Source organism: Erythrobacter sp. (assembly GCF_024305245.1).
Taxonomy (GTDB): domain Bacteria; phylum Pseudomonadota; class Alphaproteobacteria; order Sphingomonadales; family Sphingomonadaceae; genus Erythrobacter.
Genome location: NZ_JAMWYX010000002.1, coordinates 136,093 through 158,019, shown reverse-complemented (window position 1 = coordinate 158,019; position 21,927 = coordinate 136,093). Strand labels below are relative to the sequence as shown.

General features: G+C 62.9%; 15 protein-coding genes. 5 read left to right on the top strand and 10 right to left on the bottom strand.

Features of this window, described 5'->3' with window-relative positions:
- Positions 1–126: 126 nt before the first annotated feature.
- The 9 genes from Q0L48_RS03780 to Q0L48_RS03740 form a co-directional block, all read right to left on the bottom strand.
- The gene (locus Q0L48_RS03780; RefSeq protein WP_296717425.1) at positions 127–1,794 is read right to left on the bottom strand and encodes a sulfatase-like hydrolase/transferase; all 1,668 of its coding nucleotides are present in this window, start codon (positions 1,792–1,794) and stop codon (positions 127–129) included.
- Positions 1,791–2,204 (bottom strand): DUF1330 domain-containing protein, encoded by a 414-nt coding sequence (locus tag Q0L48_RS03775; RefSeq protein ID WP_296717424.1) that lies wholly within the window; start codon positions 2,202–2,204, stop codon positions 1,791–1,793. The genes Q0L48_RS03780 and Q0L48_RS03775 overlap by 4 nt, the downstream gene beginning before the upstream one ends.
- Entirely contained in the window at positions 2,201–3,100 is a 900-nt protein-coding gene (locus Q0L48_RS03770; protein WP_367274003.1) for a haloalkane dehalogenase, read from the bottom strand. The genes Q0L48_RS03775 and Q0L48_RS03770 overlap by 4 nt, the downstream gene beginning before the upstream one ends.
- Positions 3,101–3,173: 73 nt before the next feature.
- Positions 3,174–3,794, bottom strand: coding sequence for a TetR/AcrR family transcriptional regulator (locus Q0L48_RS03765; protein ID WP_296717423.1), 621 nt, complete (start codon positions 3,792–3,794; stop codon positions 3,174–3,176).
- Positions 3,795–3,832: 38 nt separating this feature from the next.
- Positions 3,833–4,936 (bottom strand): CaiB/BaiF CoA-transferase family protein, encoded by a 1,104-nt coding sequence (locus Q0L48_RS03760; protein ID WP_296717421.1) that lies wholly within the window; start codon positions 4,934–4,936, stop codon positions 3,833–3,835.
- A gap of 138 nt (positions 4,937–5,074) precedes the next feature.
- Positions 5,075–6,046, bottom strand: coding sequence for a CorA family divalent cation transporter (locus Q0L48_RS03755; protein WP_296717420.1), 972 nt, complete (start codon positions 6,044–6,046; stop codon positions 5,075–5,077).
- 227 nt (positions 6,047–6,273) lie between these two features.
- Positions 6,274–9,624 carry an autotransporter domain-containing protein gene (locus Q0L48_RS03750; protein ID WP_296717417.1) on the bottom strand — a complete coding sequence of 1,117 codons (3,351 nt, stop codon included), beginning with the start codon at positions 9,622–9,624 and terminating at the stop codon, positions 6,274–6,276.
- A 253-nt stretch (positions 9,625–9,877) separates the two neighbouring features.
- Complete coding sequence (locus Q0L48_RS03745; protein ID WP_296717415.1) at positions 9,878–12,187, bottom strand: EAL domain-containing protein; 2,310 nt, start codon at positions 12,185–12,187, stop codon at positions 9,878–9,880.
- A gap of 26 nt (positions 12,188–12,213) precedes the next feature.
- Positions 12,214–12,852 carry a methylamine utilization protein gene (locus Q0L48_RS03740; RefSeq protein ID WP_296717412.1) on the bottom strand — a complete coding sequence of 213 codons (639 nt, stop codon included), beginning with the start codon at positions 12,850–12,852 and terminating at the stop codon, positions 12,214–12,216.
- A 361-nt stretch (positions 12,853–13,213) separates the two neighbouring features.
- Between Q0L48_RS03740 and Q0L48_RS03735 the strand changes: the two genes are divergently transcribed.
- Together Q0L48_RS03735 and Q0L48_RS03730 are read left to right on the top strand one after the other, a co-directional pair.
- Entirely contained in the window at positions 13,214–13,993 is a 780-nt protein-coding gene (locus Q0L48_RS03735) for a DUF3034 family protein (protein ID WP_296717410.1), read from the top strand.
- Between the two features lie 22 nt (positions 13,994–14,015).
- Positions 14,016–14,549, top strand: a complete 534-nt coding sequence (locus tag Q0L48_RS03730; protein WP_296717407.1) for a group 1 truncated hemoglobin — start codon at positions 14,016–14,018, stop codon at positions 14,547–14,549.
- A gap of 62 nt (positions 14,550–14,611) precedes the next feature.
- Here the strand turns inward: Q0L48_RS03730 and Q0L48_RS03725 are convergent, their stop codons facing one another.
- Entirely contained in the window at positions 14,612–16,816 is a 2,205-nt protein-coding gene (locus tag Q0L48_RS03725; RefSeq protein WP_296717405.1) for a DUF885 family protein, read from the bottom strand.
- Positions 16,817–17,027: 211 nt separating this feature from the next.
- Here Q0L48_RS03725 and Q0L48_RS03720 point away from each other — a divergent pair, with 211 nt between their 5' ends.
- From Q0L48_RS03720 to Q0L48_RS03710, 3 genes are all read left to right on the top strand, one after another.
- Positions 17,028–19,400 carry a PAS domain S-box protein gene (locus tag Q0L48_RS03720; protein ID WP_296717402.1) on the top strand — a complete coding sequence of 791 codons (2,373 nt, stop codon included), beginning with the start codon at positions 17,028–17,030 and terminating at the stop codon, positions 19,398–19,400.
- A 240-nt stretch (positions 19,401–19,640) separates the two neighbouring features.
- Positions 19,641–20,459, top strand: a complete 819-nt coding sequence (locus tag Q0L48_RS03715) for a sulfite exporter TauE/SafE family protein (RefSeq protein WP_296717401.1) — start codon at positions 19,641–19,643, stop codon at positions 20,457–20,459.
- Between the two features lie 33 nt (positions 20,460–20,492).
- Complete coding sequence (locus Q0L48_RS03710; RefSeq protein WP_296717400.1) at positions 20,493–21,623, top strand: histidinol-phosphate transaminase; 1,131 nt, start codon at positions 20,493–20,495, stop codon at positions 21,621–21,623.
- The last annotated feature ends 304 nt before the right edge of the window (positions 21,624–21,927 follow it).

Here is a 21,927-nt window from a genome sequence, read left to right as displayed (position 1 = left end):
GCAATGTTCCACGTGAAACATTGATGCAGCAGCGCGTGGATCAGCTGAGTGACACGATTTTGGCACTGAATTGCACCCGAACCGCACGAAATTGGCACCAAATCGCAAGTTCGCGCCTGATCTGCGTCAGTTGGGCCAGTAGACCATTTCATCCCCGCGCCGGTATGGCTCGGCCAGTGTCTTGTCGATCGGTACGGGCGTGTCGAAAGTGCTGGGATAGAGCGGCGGCTTGCGCCCGGCGTGATGCGCCGCCAGCAACGCTTCGAGCGCGGCCCGCTGTTCCGGCGCGGTATCGGCGAGGTTGACCTGCTCGGTCGGGTCGGCGGCGAGGTTGTGCAGCCACGCCTTGCCCTGCCGCTCGTTCACCTGCAGCTTCCAGTCGCCTGCGCGCACCGCCTTGTAATAGCCGCTATTCCAGAACAACGGCGCATCGGCGCGGGGCGACGCGCCCTTGCCGGTCAGCGCGGGCAGCAGATCACGCCCGTCGATTGTCACGCCTTTCGGCAGCGACGCTCCCGCAGCAGCGGCAAGCGTCGGCATGATGTCGACCTGCCCCACGGGCAGCGCAACCCGGCTCTGCGCCGCAATCCGCGCAGGCCAGCGGGCGAACAATGGCACCCGAATGCCCCCCTCGAAGAACGTCCCCTTGCCCCCGCGATAGGGCGCGTTGAGATCATCCAGCCCGATATAGCCGGGGGCTCCATTATCGCTCGAAATCACCACCAGCGTGTTGTCGGCCAGCCCTTCGGCCTCCAGCTTGGCCATGATCCGCCCGACGCTGCGGTCGAGCGCGCGCACCATCGCGCCGTAAACCCGCAACCGGTGCGGTCCGATATCGCCCACCGCCTCATAATCGGCGCGGGTCGCCTGCAACGGCGAATGCACGCCCCACTGCGCCAGATAAAGGAAGAAGGGCCGGTTGCGGTTCGCCTCGATCACCTTCAGGCTTTCATCCGTCCAGTAATCGGCAAGGTATCCGCCGGGCGCGAATTTCTCGCCGCCGTTATAACTCGTGACGAAATGCGCCGAGGCCCACAGGAACCGGTCGATCGCATCGAAATCGATTTTCGCATTCACCGCATCGGGATGATCTTCCGGCAGGTGCAGCATCCCGTCGAGGTTCAGGCTTTCATCGAAGCCTTGCGCGTTGGGGTGGAACTGCGGCGCACTGCCGAGGTGCCACTTGCCGATATGCACCGTGTGATAACCGCGCGCCTTCAGCACTTCGGCAACCGTCACTTCCTCGGGCGGCAGGCCTTGGTCTTCGAATGCGGGGGCGACGGCATCGGCCTCGGCCTTGTATTCGATCGGCGGTCGGTCGGGGCTGACATCGGCGGAGACCATCGTCACCACCCGCGCGAAACCTGGCGGGGTGGGCGTGAATTCGAACCCGGTGCGCGTGGCATAGCGCCCGGTCATCAACTGCGCGCGCGACGGCGAGCAGGTGGCGTTGCCGGCATAGGCCTGCGTGAAGATCGCGCCCTCTGCCGCCAGACGGTCGATATTCGGGGTCGGCACGCGCCCCCCTGCAACCCCGCCGCCGAAGGTGGAAAGATCGTTCATGCCGAGATCGTCGAACAGGATGAACACGATGTTGGGCGGGCGCTCGGCAGCGGGCGTTGCCGCCTGCTCCGGCCCCTGCTGCCACGGCACCGGGCGGTTCTCCGCCACCTCCACCGTGCTGCGCCAGCGGACGAAGGCGAGTGCCAGATCGGTGCGCCAGACCCAGGCCCCGCCTCCCAGCACAGCGATCACCGCCGCCGTGCCGAGCGCTGCCTTTTGCCAGCGCTTCACTCGCCCGCAGCCCGGGTGCAGATGTTGAGCTGTCCTGCCAGCCCTGCGTCACGGTGCTTTGCGATTGCCTGGTATTCGGGCGATTGCACCATTGCGAACATCGCTTTGCGCGAAGGATATTCGGCAATCGCGACCATGTCCCACAACTCCTCGACCTCGCCCAGCAAAAGGTCGGTGACAGTGCCTCCGAACCGCAGCTTGCCGCCCACCACGGCGATGCAGGCCTGCACTCCGGCGGCATAGCGCGCATAGGCTTCGCGCCCCGAAAGCTCTGGATCGGAACCATCGGCATAGGCTGCCTTGTCCCTGAACTTCAGCAGGTTGACCATACAGATCGGCCCGTCATCGTCCGCCGAGAAGAAGCGCATGGCCTGCTCGGGCGAGGGGTGAAGCTGGTGGGAAACCTTCATTCTTGACCTCCCTGCCGCGCGACTTCCAGAATAGCGGCCACGAACCCGTCCGGATCATCCTCCTGAATGAAATGCCCGCCGTTCAGCGTGCGATGCGGCTGGCCCGCAGTGCCGGGAACGCGGCCGATGAAGCGGCTTTCGCCCCCGCGGGTGATCGGATCGCCATTGCTGAAAGCACACAGGAACGGCTTGTCCCACGCCTCGAACACCTGCCACGCGGCGCGCTGATCGGGGACGGCGGGGTTGCCGGCGAACGGCACCAGCGCGGGGAATATTCGCGCGCCCGCTTTGTAGCGTGCCTCCGGGAACGGCGCGTCATAGGCGGCGATTTCGGCATCACTCAGGGCCCGTTTGGTGCCCTTGTCGATGATCCGCCCGATCGGAAACAGCGGGCTCCACTTCGAAAACGCCCGCCAGATTGCGAAGGGGCGCGGTGCCGGGCCGCCTTCGGGCAGGCCGCCGTTCGACAGCACCACGCCCGAAAACCGGTCGGGCATGGCCGCCGCCAGTCTGAGGCCGACCAGCGAGCCCCAGTCCTGGCAGGCGAGCGTGATGTTGGTGAGGTCCAGCGCCACCAGCCATTGCCGCATCCAGCCGACATGGGCGGCATAGCTATAGTCGGACTTGGCGGCGGGCTTATCGGACTTGCCGAAGCCGACCAGATCCGGCGCGATCACGCGAAACCCCGCGGCGGCGACCGGGCCGATCATGTGGCGGTAGAGATAGCACCAGGTCGGCTCGCCATGCATCATCAGCACCACCGGGGCATCGCGTGGGCCTTCGTCGATATAGTGGATGCGCAGCGGCGTACCGCTGCCCGCATCGCGGATCTCGCAATAATGGCTGGCGAAGGGGAAATCATGGATGTCGGCAAAGGCCGCATCGGGGGTGCGCAGGACGTGGATGGCAGATCTCCCCTAGGCTTGTTTTATTGACACGATGAATGTCACTATTGGCTGGCGCGGTCAATCATCTCTCCGGCAAACCGCTGATGGCATCGGCGAGCATGCGCTGAACCACCGCGCGCGCCTCATCAACGGGCAGACCCTGATCGTGGCGCAGCAGCCGCCAGGTGGCGAAACTGAGAATGACGTTGATCCCGCGCGCGGCGGCGATATCGGCGCGCACGGCGTCAGGCAGATGCGCCTCCACCGTCTCGGCCTCCAGCCGCAGCATCCGGCGGTAATCCTGCATCAGATAGGGCGATTCGAACCGACGTACGCTGGCCGAGATGCGATAGGGCATGATCGTCTCGAAGATCGCGGCGCGGCGCTCGGCCAGATCGCGAATGCGCGCCTGCCAATTGTCGCCCGCGGGCGATCGCAGCAGGATCGGCAGCACCCGCGCCTCGATCGCCTCGGTCATTTCGCGGTAAAGCGCATCCATGTCGCTAAAGTGCCGGAACACCGTGCGCAGACCCACTCCGGCAGCTTCGGCCACTTGCGCCGCGCTGGGCGAAACCGCGCCGCCGCCGACCAGATCGAGCATGGCGGCAACGATCCGCGACCTGTTCGACCGGCCACGTTCACGCCGACCGTCGGCGTGCAGCGTTCCGGTGGCAAAGGCAGAAGGCAGGGACGGGACAGCCATAGTCCTGATGGCTAGGTTATGGCACGATACGTGTCAAATCATGGCGATGGCGGCTGGGGCAGGCCCGGCACCCGCCCCGGCACCCAGTCCTCACCGGCAAAGCGGATTGCGGGCGCGATGTGCCTGCCGCCGCCGTCGCCGGTAACGATCAGACCGCGTTCGGCAACGTGCGGTGCATCCAGCGCCTCGCGGAAATCGAGCACCGGGGCGAAGGCCACATCCTTGTCGGCGAACCACGCTTCCCATTCGGCGCGGGTCTTCGCCGCGAAGGTTTCGCGCAGGAATGCGATCAACTCGCCCTGTTCGCCCGCAGGCGCCTCTGCCAGCGGCAGCAGATCCTCGCGCCCGAGCGCGCCGAGCAGGTTGCGCGCGAACTTCAGCTCGCGCCCGCCCAGCGCGACGTGGGCGTTATCGGCGGTGCGATATATCTGATAGAGCGCCGCCCCGCCTAGGCTGCGCTGCGATGCCGATTGCGGACTTTCGCCGCCTGCAATCGCGCTTCCGGCGGTGTGCGCGCACCACGGCAGCAGGCTGTCGAACATGGCGCAGTCGATATAGGCGCCCTCCCCGCTGCGTTCCCGCCCGACCAGCGCCATCAGCACCGCCGACAGCGCGGTAAGGCCGGCGGCGAGATCGGCGCTCGGCGCGCCCGGCACCACCGGGGTTCCGTCAGCCCCGTCATTGACGCTGAGAAACCCGGCGAGCGCCTGCACCGCCATGTCATGCGCCGGGTGATGCGCCAGCGCGCCGTCCTGCCCGAAGGCGGAAATCGAACAATAGACGATATCCGGCCGGATCGCCTTCACCGCCGCGTAGTCGAAGCCGAGGCGCTGCATCACGCCGGGCCGGAATCCTTCCACGAACACATCGGCCCCTGCGATCAGATCGCGCAAGGCGGCCTTGCCGTCATCGCTTTTCAGGTCGAGCACCACGCTGCGCTTGCCGCGATTGAGATTGGCGAACCACACCGAATGGCGCGCGCCGTCGTAAGTATCGAAGGGTGCCTGTTCACGCGCAGGGTCGCCGCCCGCAGGCTCGACCTTGATGACTTCGGCACCCTGATCGGCCATCATCACTGTCAGCATCGGCCCCGGCAGAAACTGCGAAAGGTCGATCACGCGAAATCCGCTGAGTTTTCCCATATGCTTACGATTCCCTTCAGCCCGGCCCGTTGTCAAACGATACTGCCGCTGCGCTGCGGATCGCCGCCAGGCTCGCCGGAAGCCTGGCGCAGTTGAGTTGGCAGTGCCCTTACCGGGCGTAGGGCGCCGTGCCGGAACCTAGTCGTCCAGCCACTGGCGGACGGCGAACCACCCCAGCACCGCCAGCGCAATCAGGACGCAAACGCCGAACACGCCCCAGAAGGCCCATTCGTGATCGGCAAAGGGAATGCCATCGACATTCATGCCTAGCAGCCCGGTCACGAAGGTGAGCGGCAGAAAGATGAAAGCGACCACGGCAATCGCCAGACTGCGCCGGTCCACGATCTCGGCCCTGAGATCGGTGAGTTGTTCATGCAGCAGCGCGGCACGTTCGCGCACGGCTTCCAGTTCCTCGGCCATGCGCGCAAAACGATCAGCCGCATCGCGCAGATGCACCCTGTCGTCCTTGCTGATCCACGCGAAGGGCAGTTGCGCCATCGATGCCAGAGCATCCCTGTCGGGTGCAACGAACCGGCGCAGTGCAATGGCCTGCGATCGCAGCGCGGCGATGCGGCGGCGCAAGGCGTAGATATCGGCGCTTTCGATCCCCGCCTCGCAATCGTCGAGCGCGTCACCGAGTTCGGCGACTTCGGGGTCGAGTTCGGTGCTGATCGCCTGCGCCAGCGCCGCGACGAAATCCCCGCCGTCGCACAGCTTACCGGCCAGCATCGCTGCCTCGACCTTTGCCAGCGCGGCGAGCGGGTTGCGCGTGACCGAGGTGATGCGGCCACCCTCCACCCACACCCGGATCGAAACCAGCCGGTCGCTATCCGCCGTCGCCACAAGCGCGTTGCCACGCAGGTTGATGATCGCGCCCTCTTCGATCTCGTCGCAGCGGGGACGGGTTTCACTCGCCAGCAGCGCGTTGGCGGCAAGATCGGGCAGTGAGGAAGGCAGATCGGGCCGCCCGTTACGGCCAGCCCCTTCGACGTGAAGCCAGACGAAACCATCGCCGCGATAGTCTGCCACTTGCGCTGGCGGGATTTCGCGGACGATGCCCGCCTCCAGCAATAATGCTCGCTGGGTCGGGTGGCGATCTGGGTCAGGCATGCACGTCGTTTAGCCTGTGGCGCAAGTATCGCAAGCGCGGCACCGCGCGGCCCGCTTTCTCACGAGAAGCCATTGGCGCGCGGCTGGAAAAACAGCCGGAGGCCGACCTGCGGCTATCGCGGCATGGGCAAGAGAGGCTGCCAGTCAGGAAGTGGTCGCAACGTTCGGCCGGCCCGCCATATCCTGGCAAGGCCGACCGAATCCGTTGGCAGCAAACCGGCCGGTGTCTAGAAGCGCCAGTTCACATTGAAGCGGCCTTGCGTGTTGCTCAGGGTGCCGCGGCCAAAATCCGAATGACCCGACATGCCGACGGTGAGACGCGATCCTACCGCCAAATCCACCCCGGCAGTCGCAGCCACCCAGTCCGGTTCGAAGAAATTCGCGATCGTGAACGGCACATCCTCCGCCCCTGCGATCACGGCGACGACTTCGTCGCTGGTGTCCGCCAGTTCGCGGGCATAGGCAACCGATCCGAACGCGCTCAGCCTGGCAGTGCGGCCGATCCCGGTTTCCACTGCCGCCATCAGGCCGGCCTTGCTGCCCACCGATGTGAACGAGCGATCAAGAACCGTCAGCCCGAACCCGCCTGCCCCGAAATCGGAATAGCCTGCCATGTCGGTCCGGACATAGTCGATGCTGGCGACCGGGCCCGCGCTCACTCCGGGGAGCAGGTTGAAGGCATGGCCGACCCGAACGCCGCCAAAGCTTTGGCGTCCGTCAGGATTGCTCCACGCGGTATCGAACGCTGACCGGAACTCCCCCTGGGCCGCGCGCGAAATGCCGAAGCTCTGGCGCGAGAAGCCCGCATAGATGTCGGCAAAACCATTGCCCATGCGCAGCGCCGCATAGCCCGCTCCCGATACGCTGGTATCATCGGCGCGCGGCTGCGATCCGGTCAGCGCCGCTCCGTTGCGGATGCTCGTCATCGCAAAGCCGACCATGAGGTCGTCGCTCACCCGGTAATCCGTGCCGAGCGTCAATTCCCCGGCCTGGGTGAAGGCGGCCTCTTGCAGCGCATTGGCCCCCGAATTGCGTTCCTGCCCCGTCACGAGGAAGCTGCCGCTGACCGTGGCGAAAAACCCGAGCTGGCCCGGCTGTGTCGCGCTGGTCTGAGCGATGTTGGCGACTGCGCCACCTGCCGGCGTGAACACCGCGGCAGCCTTGTTCCCGCCGTGAAGCGCCAGCGTCCGCTGCGAGATCTGCCCGGTGAAGCGTTGCGAAAAGTTGTTCGCCAGCATCGTCTGATTGAACGCGCTGGTCGGCGTGAGCGATGCCAGCGTCGGCACCAGCGATTCCAGACCGGCGCCGTCGATAACGTCGAACAGGCCGGTGAACCGGGATCCGCGATTGCCGAACCTCAGCGTATCGAGAGCGGCACCGAGCGATGCAAGGTTCCGGTTGCCCGCAAACAGATCGCGCAGTCGGCGCGCATTGATGTCGACGACGACATTGCCGCCCTCGACCCGCGACTCTGCGAACAGCAGCGGAGAGAACGTCACAAGCAAGGTATCGTCGAAACCGCCAAGCACCGAATCCGCCGTAAGCACGGTGAATGCATCACCGAACCGCACACGCGCGCTCGACGCCACGATCAGCTTGCCCGCAAGGCTCGCATCGCCGGTGACCGCAAGCAGGTCATTGACCAGAACATTGCGGACCTTGGTGGCATTGATGACCAGTGCGCCGTCTTCGAGCTGGATGTAGTCCCCGTCGATGGTCAGCGTGCCGATACCCAGCAGGCCGCCCGGCGCGATGCCGGCACCGAAGTTGAACACCGCCTCGCTTGCGATCGTGCCCCGGCCTTCGGTGATACCGCCGAACAGCGCGACCAGACCGGCATTGAACTGGCCGTCGATCTGCGCGATGCCGTTGAACTGTTCATAGCCGATGATGGTGTCGAAGGTGCGCCCCTGAGGCAGCTTGAAGCTGGCGAGCGCGTGATCGAGCGCGAGCTTGTCGATCTTCACGTCGATGTCCACGCGCGTGCGGCCGGGGCGGTTGAGAAGCACATCGAAATATTGCGCAGGCGCATCGAAGGCCGTGCCCGGCGTACCGTCGGTGTTGTTGGGCACGAACCCGGTCGAGCCGAGGCCGAGCAACGGCGAGGATTCGGGCAGGCTGATATCGAAATTCTCGAAACCGGGAGTCGGTGCGCCGGTGTTGCCGGAAATATCCTGCCCCAGAACCGAACCGAGCTTCGGCCCGCTTTTCAGAATGCCCGGCTCGTTGCCCGCGGGGATGCCATTGACCAGTGTGCCGGTGCCGTCATCGATGAAGAAACCGGGATCGAGATCCTGCGTCCAGTGCCGCGGATCGGACCAGTTCCCGAACCCTGCCTTCGCCGAAACATACTTGTAGGGCGTGTTCTCGGTGATGAATTCGAAGAACGGATAAAGCGGGTTGTAGAAGCTGACATCGCCGTAGACGCTGCCCAGACCGAAGAAGTCATATCCCCCCGACAGGACGCCCGCGATGACCGGGAATTCATAAAGATCGGCCACGATCAGCGGAGAACCGGAATCGCCCGGGGCAGTGCCTGATTCCAGCGGCAGCGCGTCACCATCGAAATAATCGATCGCCAGCACGGCATCGATATTCGCACAGCTGATGTTGGTGCCGGTGAATTCGCATCCCGCCTGCTGTTCCGGCGTGCGGTTAGGATTGTCGAAATCGGTCCAGTAAAAGGCCTGCGACACCTGACCCAGATTCTGCGTCGATGGTGCAAAGGCCGGGAAGACGCCGTCGATGAAATCGCCGAGGCTGCCGACCATGCCCAGCCGGTTCTCGCCGATCCGGCGCAGGAAGCTGGAGCCGGGGGCGGCCGTGCCGCTGCCCGTGCCGTTGGTGCCGTAGCCGACCTGAATAACGCGCGTGAGCTCGGTCAGCGGGGACAGCAGGATCGGCATTGCGCCCGAATCCGTGATCGGCTCGTCCAGCGCCACCAGAGCCACGTCGGCCCAGGGAAATTCGAGCGCGCCATTATCGAGGTTGGCGGCGGGATGGATGACGACATCGGTGCTGGTCGCCACGCCGCCCTGGCTGTAGCTGGCGCCGGTTCCGAGATAGCTGAATAGCCGACCATTGGTGGTCTGTCCGGTGGAGACCAGAAGCGAAAACGGCGCTGTGTCGATCGTTCCATAGTCTTCGGACGAACGACTGTTGAAACAGTGCGCGGCCGAAAGCACCGTGCGCGGATTGATCAGTGTGCCGGTGCAATTTAAAAAGACACCGCCGGTCTGATTGTTCTGCACGAATAGTTGGACGACCGATGGTTGCGTGTTGTTCGGATCGCCGAAATTGACCCCTACGTCGTCGCGTACGATCAGTTCCGGCGTCGGCGGAACGGGCACGGCGTCGAGATTGCGGCGAACCATGAAGTCGGGGAGCACCGCCAGGTTCGGCGACTCTGCCAGAGCAGTCGGTGCCTCGACCCGATATCCGCCGAACGCCCCCTGCGCCTCGAGGGTTAACTCCTCGTTAGTTCGATCGTGGATGTTCTCTGCTCGGGCGGAAGCCGACCAGCTCAGCCCGGCAATTCCGATCAGACCTACGGTTGTAAGATAACGCGCCTTACCCATTGATATTCCCCCTGATCTCGAGTCGTGAGGCCAAAAGTCTCTCACAGTTTTCGACAGGAGTCTTGTGCTTCTTTTTCAACCCGCGGCTGACGGGGAAGGCGGGTTTTCCGGCGGCGAACAACGGGCCGAACCTGTTCGACCAGTGCCGCACCGTCTCGTGGCAGACGTCGATCCCGCGCTCAGCCACAGGTGCATTTGCTCTGACAGAGCCGAACGGCGGCTCACTCCGCAGAGCGGCGGATTGACTAGAGAATCACGCGCAGATCTGACGCTGGTAGCCCGCCCCGTCACGCAACAAGCCAGCGACGGCAATGGCAGGGACTGGCCGCGAAAACAGGAACCCTTGAATGTGGCGGCAACCTTCACGTTCCAGCACTTCGAACTGGGCGATGTCCTCCACCCCTTCGGCCAGCGTCTCCATCCCCAGCGCATCGGCCAGCGTGGTGATCGCACGGATAATTGCATGGCCATTGCCGTTGGTGCCGAGGTCCTCGACGAAGCTGCGGTCGATCTTGACCTTGTCGAACGGGAAAGAACGCAGGTAACTCAGCGAGGAATAGCCCGTTCCGAAATCATCGAGCGCAATCCGCACCCCCAGATTGCGCAAGGAATGCAGCGTCGTCAGCGTAGCATCGATATCGGCGATGAAAATGCTCTCGGTGATTTCCAGTTCGAGCCGCTGGGGAGGAAGTCGGCTGGCAGCCAGCGCCTGAAGTATGGTGCTGGCCAGCCCCGTTGCGGTAAACTGCTTGGGCGAGACATTCACTGCGACCGAGACATCATCGGGCCATGTGCTGGCGTGATGGCACGCCTCACGGATCACCCATTCGCCGATCGGGATGATCAGCCCGGTTTCTTCCGCCAAAGGAATGAAGTCGACCGGACTGACTTGGCCTCGGGTCGGGTGATTCCATCGGATCAACGCCTCGAACCCGGTCAGCCTGCGTTCTGCGACACAATAAAGCGGTTGGAAATGAAGCTCGAATTCGCCATCGCGAATTGCGCTCCGCAGGTCGATTTCCAGCTGCCGCCGGCGCCGGGCGGCATCATCGAGGCTGGGTTCGAAAAAGTGGTAGGTCGATTTGCCTTCGTGCTTGGCACGGTAGAGCGCAAGGTCGGCGTTCTTCATCAGAGTGACGCCATCGTTGCCATCGCCCGGGGCCATGGCAATGCCTATGCTGGCACCGCAGATCGCAGCCTGTCCGTTGATTGTCATCGGCCGGCCAAAGCAGCGTTGCAGCGCGTCCGCTATGCCGCCCAGACTATCGCCTTCGGCAATGCCATCGACAAGGATCGCGAATTCATCGCCGCCCAACCGCGCGATCAGCGCATCGGGATGATCTTCGCGCAGGTGGTCGGCGACAGTGCGTAGCAACGTATCGCCTGCTGGATGGCCGAGCGTGTCGTTGACCATCTTGAAGTCATCAAGATCGACGTAGGCGATCATCACCTGTTCGCCATCGCGGCGGCGCGCGAGTGTGTTGGCCAGCTGTTCGGTGAACAACTTGCGATTGGGCAGGCCGGTCAACCCGTCGTGCAAACCGACATGAATGATCTGCCGTTCGCGTTCCTCGATCGCGGTCACCATCTGATTGAAGCTGCTGGCGAGCCGCCCGATCTCATCATCGGTCGGAATGTTGAGCGCGACTTCGCGCCCTTCACCGATCAGCCGTGTGGCGGCATCAAGCTGCTGCAAAGGCTGGGTCACGCTGTGCGCCACTCGCCAGCTCAACCCCAGCACCAGCACGATCCCGCCCACCGCCAGCGCAGCCAACAGCCACTTGAGGCCGGAATAGGCAGCAAGTGTTTCGGTCAGCGAATGGCTGAGCACCAGGCGGGGAGCGACGCCTTCCTGAAGCACGGTGAGGTCTGACACATGGTAAAGCAGCCGCTCGCCTTCTTGGCGTTCGAACACATCGCCGGTATTGGCCGCTTGCAGCCAATCGGGTTGCTGCGAGGCTTCCACCACCTGCGCTTCAAGCGCGATCGGGGCAAGTTCGACCAGCCGATCCAGCTCGGCCCGGTCCAGCGGTTGAGCAATCACCAGCCATCCGATCAGATCGGGCGCTTCAATCGGTGCGGCTGCTGCCAGTGCAAGCCCATCCTTGCCCTTGATAATCCCGCGAGTTTCGCCGGCATCCAGCCGCGCCCACAGATCGGCGGCTGCCGGAGCGGCGCTGGCATCTGCGGCGAGCACCTCGCCATCGAGAGTCAGCACAAAGGCGGCATCGCTGCGAACCCGGCTTTGAAGGCTGCTCAGAGCGCTGGCGATCGTCGGCGCGTCGCCGGTTGCCACAGCTTCGCGAAACCCGAAATCACGCGCCAACACCCCGGCCTGATCGCCCATCTGCCGGGAACGCGCAGCGAGAATTTCGTCAAACACCCGTGCATTGGCTGCCAGATCGCGTGCCGCGCTGGTCTCGGCAAAGCGCGACAGGCCGCTGCCTGCCAAGGTCACCACAAGTGCCAGCACCACCGCAAACAAGGAGGCATAGAGCACGGCGATGCGCGCCCGCAGTGAACCGAACCGCAGCTTGGAAAGCCGGTTGAATGTCTTTGTCAAATTTGCAGGCGCAGTCAGCTTACGGATCACCGCAAGGTTACCTTGATCTTGTGCACCTGCGCCGCGCCGCTCACGCTGAAGGCGGATTTCATTTCATTGGCGGGGCTACGCAATTGCGGATGCCACACAGTTATGCTGGCGTTACCCGCGGCCATCCCGGCCAGAATGACATAGCCATTGTGGTCGGTCTTGCCCGCAAACGGCGTGTCGGTAACGCGGATGTAGCCACGCATATCATCATGGATGTTGCAACCCAGCTTCACGCTGCCGGTAATCGGAAAGCTTTGCGTACGGGTCTGATCGCGGCCGTAAAGGTCGATCTCGAAGCGCGCAGGCTTGGAAAAGCTGTAGATCGAATGGCGCACCTGATCGAGATTGGGAAAGGCAACAGTGCTGCCTTGGGCCACCACTAATGTGCCAGGTGTGAATTGCAGGCGCTTCTGAGCCATGCCCATCTTCCAGGGGAAGCGGATCGGGCCGGAAGCACCGCGAGCGTGATGCAGTTCAACCACCGCATCGCGCACCGGCATGCCATTGACGTCAACGACCTGCACCCGCACGCTTGCACCGGTTGCCGCCTGCACAACGAATGCGCCGCCAGCAAGCGCCGCTGCGCCAGCAAGGGTAATTGCCGACAAGAAATAGGGGAAACTGCGAAAGGGCATATCAGAGGATTGGAATTAACCTGAACCCCTTAAAAAACCGTCCCTGACTGGTTTAGGCGCTATTTACCTTGTGCCATTAACGCCCGTCGCGATGACGTTGCTCGCCCCCTGCCTCCTGAGCCTTTGCCACGCTGCGGCCGGATCTGCTGCGGCAGATGATCGGGCCACGCACGCGCCGCAAATCGCGTATTCGCCCGTGCTCGATAGTGAACGGTTCGAAGAACCGCAGACTGCCGCTGTGCCGTTGGCTCGCGATCCTGCAGCAGCCACGCAGCGTGCATTGCAACCCCTCGGATCCACAAGCGCGTTCGGCGATGGCGGCTTTCGGATCGGCAAGGTGCGCGCATTCAAGGGGGGGAAGTTGCTGCTGACCAACGGGATCACCACGGTCGAAGGCGCTTCGGGGGGTGGAATCGCGCGCTGGGCCTCCATTGCCGGCCGGCAGACAGGCGGCGGGGTCGGAGTATCCGCCCATGCCACTGCGATCGAATTGCCTGAGTTCGGCTGGCGTTCCTATGGCGTCGCGATTGGCATCGGCGATCGGCTGGAGCTGTCGTACGCAAAGGCGGATTTCGACACCCGTGATGCCGGCGCGCTGCTGGGGCTTGGCGAAGGATTTACCTTCGGTCAGGAAGTGTTCGGCGCAAAAATGCGTGTAGCGGGTGATCTCGTCTATGGCGAAACCTGGTTGCCGCAGATTGCGGTCGGGATCGAACACAAACGCAATCGCGATGGCGCTATCGTGCGCGCATTGGGTGCTGCTGATGATGACGGCATGGACTACACCATCAGCGCCACCAAGCTGCTCTTGGCCCACAGCCTGCTGATCAACGCGACTGCGCGCTTCACCGAGGCCAATCAGCTCGGCTTGCTCGGCTTCGGTGCGGCCGCTGGCCGGGGGTATCAACTGCAATTCGAAGGCTCGCTCGGCTATCAATTGTCGCGCCGCGCGGTGATCGGCGCCGAATATCGCAGCAAGCCCGACAATCTTGGTCTGGGCGAAGACGATTGGATGGATTTGTTCGCTGCCTACGCGGTTACCGACAATGTCACCCTGACGGCGGCATATGTCGACCTGGGTTCGATCGCCACCTTTTCGGATCAGCGCGGCGGGTTTGTGTCCGCACAAGTCGCATTCTGATGAATTTTCCGGAGCCTTCCTGATGCTGATGACTGCTACCGCCACACTATTCATTCTCCTTCAACAGGCGCCCGCCGAAGGCACCGATTGGGATGCCGAGTTCGGGGTCGAAGAAAAAGTGCGCGATCCCGTGACGGGTGAACTGCCGGTCGATCCTTACACCCAGAGCGATACCAATGCCGGCGCCAAGCCTTATGACAGCGCAAGATTGGTCGCCGATTTCGGCGGACGTGAAGGCATTCGTCGAATCGCGATCCGCACTGTCGAAATGAGCGAGTCCGATCCGCGCATCTCAGATATCTTCGCCGCGCAAGACATGGTGCGGCTGAAGCGAACGCTGGACGAACAGTTCTGCTATCTGCTCGGTGCGGGCTGTGATTACACCGGCCGCGACATGCGCACCGCGCACGCCGGAATGGGCGTGACCAGAACCGATCTCAACGCGCTGGTCGAAAACCTGCAGGCCGCGATGCGCGAAGCGGGCGTGCCGTTCGCGGCACAGAACCGCCTGCTTGCGAAGCTTGCGCCAATGTCAAAGGACATCGTCGAACGTTGAGACGGTAAGCACCAGCTGGGGGAACGTTTTCCGCACCAGCGTCAGATTCGCGCCGTGCCCTCCTACCGCTTCGCTTCTACCTCCGCGATCCAAGCCTCGACATGAGCACGCAGCGCCCCGAGCGGGATCGCGCCGTTCTCAAGGATTCGGTCGTGGAACGACCGGATGTCGAACCTGTCGCCAAGCCGCGCCTCGGCCTCGGCGCGCAATGCAATGATTTCGAGTCCGCCTGTATCATAGGCAGTCAATTGGCCGGGCCAGACAGCGATGCGATCAAGCAGATCGAGCCCTGAATCGCCGACGAATCGACCCGACTCCTGCGCGTAGGCGATGGCCCGTTCATTGGACCATCCGTAGACATGGACTCCGGCGTCGATCGCCATGCCGCGTGCGGGCCAGGCGCGCCGGGTGATCTCGCCATACCCGTCCGCATAAAGGCCCGCCTCTTCGGCCAGCGCTTCCGAATAGCGCGCCCAGCCCTCGATGAAAGCCGTCGATCTCGCTAGGCGCGTAATCGGGTGAAGGCCCTCTACGCCGAACGCAGTCGCAATCTGGACATGGTGGCCGGGATACCCTTCGTGAACGGCGGTGATTTCGGCGCTTCCGCGCGTCTGAGTGTCCCATTCGTCCGTCTGGATACGATAAATGGCAGCACCATTCCCACCGGGATCGGCTTCGTAGCGGGAGGACTGGCCGGTTCCTTTCAGGAAATCGGGATAAGGCTCAACGATCATTTCCGCCGTTGGCAGCGAGGAAAAGAAGGGCTTCGTTTTCTCGCGCGTAACCGAAATGAATGCGCGCGTGAATTCGAGCAATTCCTGTTCGCTGGAAAACCGGTTTGCGGGCAGTGCGTTGATTGCTGCCAGGATCGAAGGAAGGTCTTTGGCGCCCGTAAGCGGTTCACCGCGCGCGATCGCCTCCCCGGTGCGGATTTCAACCGTTTCGAGCCCGCGTTCGTAGGTGCGTTCGGCACCGATTTCAGCGCTGTGATAGCTGCGCAGCATGGCCTCGTAACAATCGCGCCCACCGGGAAGGACGGATATCGCAATTTCCTCGCGTGCTGCAGGCAGATAGCGGTCGCGCAGGAAATCGCGATGGGCTTCTATCGCGGGATTGATCGCAGTCTCGACCAGCACACGCATGCTCGCCCGAAAATCGGGCGCTTCGGGCGATTTCGCCGCAAAGGCGTAGAACGGATGACCTTCGACTGGCGTTGCCAGCATGGTATCCAGCTGCCCGATCACCCGGCGAACGACGGATTTCGGCGCGGAGTAACCGTTGGCTAGGCCATCTGCGAGATTCTGTTCCTGCTGAACGATAAAGGCCGGCAATTTGGCCCAGCGTTCCAGCGCTGCCGCCCGTTCGCCCTCGGTAGCGATCGGTTGGCGCGCCGCAATGTCTGTAAACGCGGTCTGCCATCCGTCCATGTGGCTGACATTCCAGCCTTCCAGTCGGCATTGCCTGAGACCGATATTGGCCTCCATCATTTCTTTCATCGACTGATAGGCGACCCAATCGCCCCGCGCGACAAGGCCGCTTGCCTCGACGCCAAGAAGCGCTTGGTAAAGCGCATCTTCCTGAGCATTGAAGCGCGCAAGGGCCGCAGGTGAATTGTCGGGCATCGCCGAATGCACCGGCTCCATAATGTCGGACAGGGAGAAATAGACCGCGAACGGCATGGCGTTAATCACCGCCTCCAGATAGGCATCAGCGATCCGCGCGAATTCGATGGCGGTGTCACCGGTCTGCGCTGGCGCGCGCGCTCCGCCGGAATTGGCGGTAGCAGCGATGGGGACTATGCTGAGAGCCGCATCCTGCTCCGGCGCAGCGGAGCTGACGATCTCTCCGCTTGTGGATCTGACCCTGCCTTCGGGTGCATCTTGACTGGCCGCGATTACCGAATGCTCATTTGCGGCCGCAGCGGTTCCACTGGCCATCTGCGCGTTCAGCGGCATCGCTGTGGTCAGCGCGAACATGGCCAGCGAGGATGCCCGAATGTATTTGTGGCTCAGCTTCATAATCGCTGCCCTTCTTATGGTTTTCAAGCGCCCTGGAGCTTGGGGTGGCCACCTAAACGCGGTTCCGTGAATGGGCGCGCACAAAAATTCGATCAAGCGCGCGATCGTCAAAAAAACGTCAATACGGGAATGCTTTGGCAGTGCACCAGATGTTTGAAGCGCAAGGCTTTGGTATGTTGACCCAATGGCTGCTTCGGAGTCCATGCCAGAATGGCCGCTCATGCGAAGCGAACCCGCAAAATCCGCCATTCGCGCAACGACCATACTCATGACCTGACGTGGGTGGAAAGGCGAACGACTGCGTGTGTTGTGATTGCCCGCGCGTAGACCTATCGGACTGGTGCCTGGATGACTTCTGCTCGATCGCGCGCATCTGCGATAGCCAACGCCACATCATCGTAGCTTAGATGGTGACTCCTTCGCGCCGCGACTGCATGGTGCGGATCACCGGGAGGGTGAGTTGGAACCAGATTGGCTTAGATCAACGGGCGAGATGGCGGAGCGGATCCGCGCATTCGACTGGAATGCAACGCCCTTGGGCCCGATGCGCAACTGGCAGGCGTCACTGAAAACGACGCTCAATCTGGTGCTCGAAAATCCTGTGCCGATGGTCCTGATCTGGGGGCGCGAACTGGTGATGCTCCAGAACGATGCCTACCAGACGATGATGAACGCGCCTCCCGAGGCCTTGGGCGGCTCATATCTAGCCGCTTGGGGCGCGATTGAAGATGTCGTCACGCCGCAGATCGAGCAGGCCTTCGCCGGCAAGCCAGTCCGCGTCGAGAGGCAAGGATTTGACGTGCTCCAAGCTGATGGCGGGTTCGTGCGCAGGTTCTTCGACTATTCTTTCAGCCCGGTACGAGACGAGAGCGGCGAAGTGGTCGGCATTCTCCATTCCGGGTTCGAGATCACATCGCGGGAAACGGCTTACAAGGCACTGCTAACAAGCGAAGCGCGCCTCGCGGCTGCTATCGACAATGTGCCGGTCGGGGTTGCAATCCTGGATACGAACGGAGAGTTCGTCCTCTCGAACGAAGAATATCGCCGTTACCTGCCAACCAAGCGAATGCCATCGCGCGACCCTGACAGAGGAGACCGCTGGCAGGCATGGGACGCCGAGGGTCGCCTTGTCGATCGAGAGCAATATCCGGGCGCCCGCGCCCTGCGCGGCGAGACGAATTCTGAAGGAATGGAGTTTCTCTACACAAGTGAAGACGGCCGAAAGATCTGGACCAGCGTCGCCACGGCTCCGATCAGGGACAAGTCCGGCATGGTGACAGGCGCGGCGTCGGTCATCACCGATATTACCGATCGCAAACACAGTGCCGAAGCTCTTGCCCGAAGCGAGAAGCGCAGCGCCTTCCTTCTGAAGCTCAGCGATGCTCTTCGCCCCCTCACCGATGCGGCCGAGATCCGCAGGACTGCATGCACAATCCTGGGCGAACATCTGGGCGCCGACTGGGCCTATTACGTCGATTATTCGGTGGAAGCCGGGTTTGGCGTCGTCGAGCAGGACTTTGCGGTGCCCGGCACCCCCAATCTCTCAGGGCGCTATCCTATGGAGGCGTTCCGCACCACCTCCGAGCGCCTTTCAAACGCGCAGTCCTGGGTCGTCAGCGACGCCCGGAACGAACACCAGATCGCCCAATCCGAGCGCGATTATTATGTCGACCGCAATGTCATTGCCTGGATCAACGTGCCGCTGATCAAGGACGGCAAGCTCGAGGCCATTTTGTGCATCGTCCAGACCAAATCGCGCGCATGGAGCAACGTCGAAGTCGAGACCGTCGAGGAAGCAGCGGAGCGGCTATGGGCTACCGTCCGGCGTGCCCGCGCAGAAACCGCTTTGCGCGAAAGCGAAACCCGCCTGAAGACGCTCATTGATGGTGTGCCGCAACTGATCTGGCGGGCGCAGGCGGGCGGACAGTGGATCTGGGCAAGTCCGCAGTGGGAAGAACACACGGGTCTGGCGATCGAGGACAGTCTTGGACGCGGTTGGCTCGAGGCGATTTATCCCGACGACCGGGCAAGCGTGGAACAGTGCTGGGCCGAAGCCGAACGGACGGGTCGGCTCGAAATCGAGGCGCGCATCTGCACGGCCTCCATTGACGATTGCCGCTGGTTCCAGATCAGGGCCACGCCCGTCAGGAATGTGGCCGGTAAAATCATCGAGTGGCTGGGCACCTCGACCGACATCCACGATCTCCGCGAGCTTCAGGCGCGGCAAAGCGTGCTGGTGGCTGAGTTGCAGCACCGCACTCGCAATCTGATTGGCGTGGTCAAGGCGATCTCCCGCCGGACGCTCGAAAAATCGGCATCTTTGATCGAGTTCGAGCAAAGGTTCGGCGTTCGTCTCGCGGCATTATCACGCGTGCAAGGGCTGCTGTCGAACCTCTCGGCGGGCCAGCGCGTGACCTTCGAAGAATTACTGAAAGCCGAACTATCTGCCATCGCCGCGCCCAATGACAGGATTATCCTTGATGGGCCAGACGGCATCGAGCTCCGCTCTGCAACGGTGCAGACAATGGCCCTTGCACTGCACGAACTGGCCACGAATGCTACCAAGCATGGGGCGCTGTCATCAAAGGACGGACGCTTGCAGGTCACCTGGCATGTCGCTGTCGATGCTGACGAACTGCGACTCCATGTCGAGTGGCGAGAGACGGGTGTCGCGTTGGAGGACCGCGGCGTGCGGCAAGCAAACGGTGGATACGGCCGCGAACTGATCGAGCGGGCACTACCCTATCAGCTCGATGCGCGAACCACGTTCAGATTTTGCAGCGACGGCATCCATTGCACCATCGACGTGCCGGTCGCGGCAAGTCGGCACTGATTCCAGCTGACATTGACGAGCGGTCGGCGGGGCGTTGCTGCCGAACTCTGTCCGGCGCTCTCACAGGCGCGCAAATCAGGACAACAAAAGCTGCGGCCTTAGGCAAAACAAGCGCCTTCAGGCCAGGTGCGGTACTGCGGCCGGTATGCCAGATGCTTATGCCCGCATGCGTCATTTGCCCCATGTTGCAGTGCGATAATTCGCTTGGAGTTGGAACCGGGGGGCCTATTCTCACAGCCAATGATCGTGCCCGCTTCACTCGCCTTTGCGCTTCCGGCGCTGCTGCTCGCCGGTGCAGCGGCCGGCTTTGCTGGCGGTCTCTTCGGCATCGGCGGAGGGTTTGTGGTTGTCCCGGCGCTGATGCTCCTGTTGCCGCTGCTGGGCGTAGCGCCCGACCAGACCGCGCACGTTGCGGTCGGCACGTCGCTCGCTTCGATCATCTTCACCTCGATCCGTTCGACCACCAGTCACGCTCGGCGCGGGGCGGTGGATTTTGGCTTGCTTAAGGGCTGGGCGATCTGGGTGGTGCTGGGAACAGGTGTCGGCACCATCTTTGCCGATCTTGTGTCGGGCGCGCTCCTTGCCCTGATCTTTGGCACCGGGGTTCTTTCGTTTGCGGTCTATTTTCTGCTGCCCGCCCGGCAGGGAGAGCCGCTGTTTGCTGCCCTGCCTTCAGGCTTGCCGCGCGCTGGCATCGCCAGCGCGTTGGGAGTGTTTTCGACGTTGCTCGGCATCGGGGGCGGCACCCTGACGACATTGACGATGACCGTCTGCGGCACGCCGATCCATCGCGCCATCGGCACTGCGGCGGGGATGGGTGCGGTGATTGCAATTCCGGCGACCATGGGCTTCATCCTGATCGGGCTTGACGAAAGCGGTCTCGGCTGGGGTGCTCTGGGCTTTGTCCACCTGCCCGCAGCCATAGTGCTGATTGCCACCTCGGTGTTGGTCGCGCCGCTCGGCGTGGCGGCCGCGCACACGCTTTCTCCGGCGATCCTGCGCCGGGTTTTCGGCCTTTATCTGACATTCATCGGAGTGCTGATGATTGCCAAGTTCTGAGCCCCTGCCAACCTGATCTGAAGGAGTTTCCCGATGCCGACCAGTCGCCGATCCTTTCTCGCCGGTGCCGGCCTTGCCGGCGGCTTGGGTGTCTTGCCGATGTCGGGACTGGGCGCGACGGTGGCAACCACTGCGGCCCAACCCGATTTCGGGCCGAAGATCGGACAGGCACTGCTCAGCCGCAATGAAAATCCCTATGGGCCTGCGCCCTCTGCGCTGCGCGCAATCACCGAAACCGCGAAGATGGGCTGCTATTATGCCAACCGCGGCCTGCAGCGCCTGACCGCGATGATTGCCGAGCGGCACGGGGTCACGCCTGAACAGGTGGTGGTCGGCGAAGGATCGACGGAAATCCTGTGCGCCATTTCGCTGGCGTGGGGGCGCGAGGGAGCGATTCTGTGCCCCGATCTGTTCTGGGATACGACGGTGTTATACGGCGAGCGGCAAGGCGTCACCTCGATCCGCGTGCCGCTGGCAAAGGACATGAACGTCGATCTGGCCGCGATGGCAGCCAAGGCTGCGGACGGCGCGGCGCTGGTGCAGATCTGCAACCCCAACAATCCCACTGGCATGCTGATCCCGCCAGAGGCGCTGCGCAGCTTCGCCGCGGCAGTGACCCCGAAAGCGACCCTGCTGGTGGACGAGGCATACAACGAGTTGACCGACCGACCCGAAGACAACTCGATGATCGATCTGGTGCGAAGCGGCAAGGATGTGATCGTGTGCCGCACATTCTCCAAGATCTACGGCATGGCGGGGCTGCGGGTCGGTTATGCCATAACCAGCGAAGCCAACGCACGGCGCATCCAGTCACCCATGATGAGCTTCGGCGGCAATCTCGCAGGACTGGCAGCAGCGATTGCAAGCTATGATGATACGCCATTCCTCGACCAGTCGCGCGCAGCGGTGCTGGAAGGGAGGGCGATGATCATTGATGCTGTCGCCAAGGCTGGACTGACCGCACTGCCGTCGCAGACCAACTTCGTGTTCGTGAAGGTGCCCGATGCCGATAGCCTACGCGACGCCATGGCCGAACAGGGTATCGCCATCAGAGGCGCTTATGGGCCTTGGGCCGCCTATTCCCGGGTAAGCACAGGAAGGCTTGAGGATGTCGCTCGCTATGCTGCGGCTCTTCCCGAATTGGCGAAGCGCCTTTGGGCCTGAGAAGCCCGTTGGCGGGTCATTCAACCTGAACCGAACTGACGATGAAAATCTCCTGCCAGTGCGTCCATCCGGCTGACCTGTTCGGTCCGATGAGCACGGAGACCCGACTGGGCACGAATTGACGCTTTTTTGACGGTCCGACCGGTTGACCGCATTCTCTGACGACAGGCATCTACGGTCTGCGCCGATCAGTTGAAATCAAGCGACGTTGCGCAGCGCGCCAACCACCGGGTCGGCGCGAAAGGGGAAGGCTTGGCCGATGAAAACGATACAGCCGGGTGACGGTCGGAATCGGCCCGGAGCG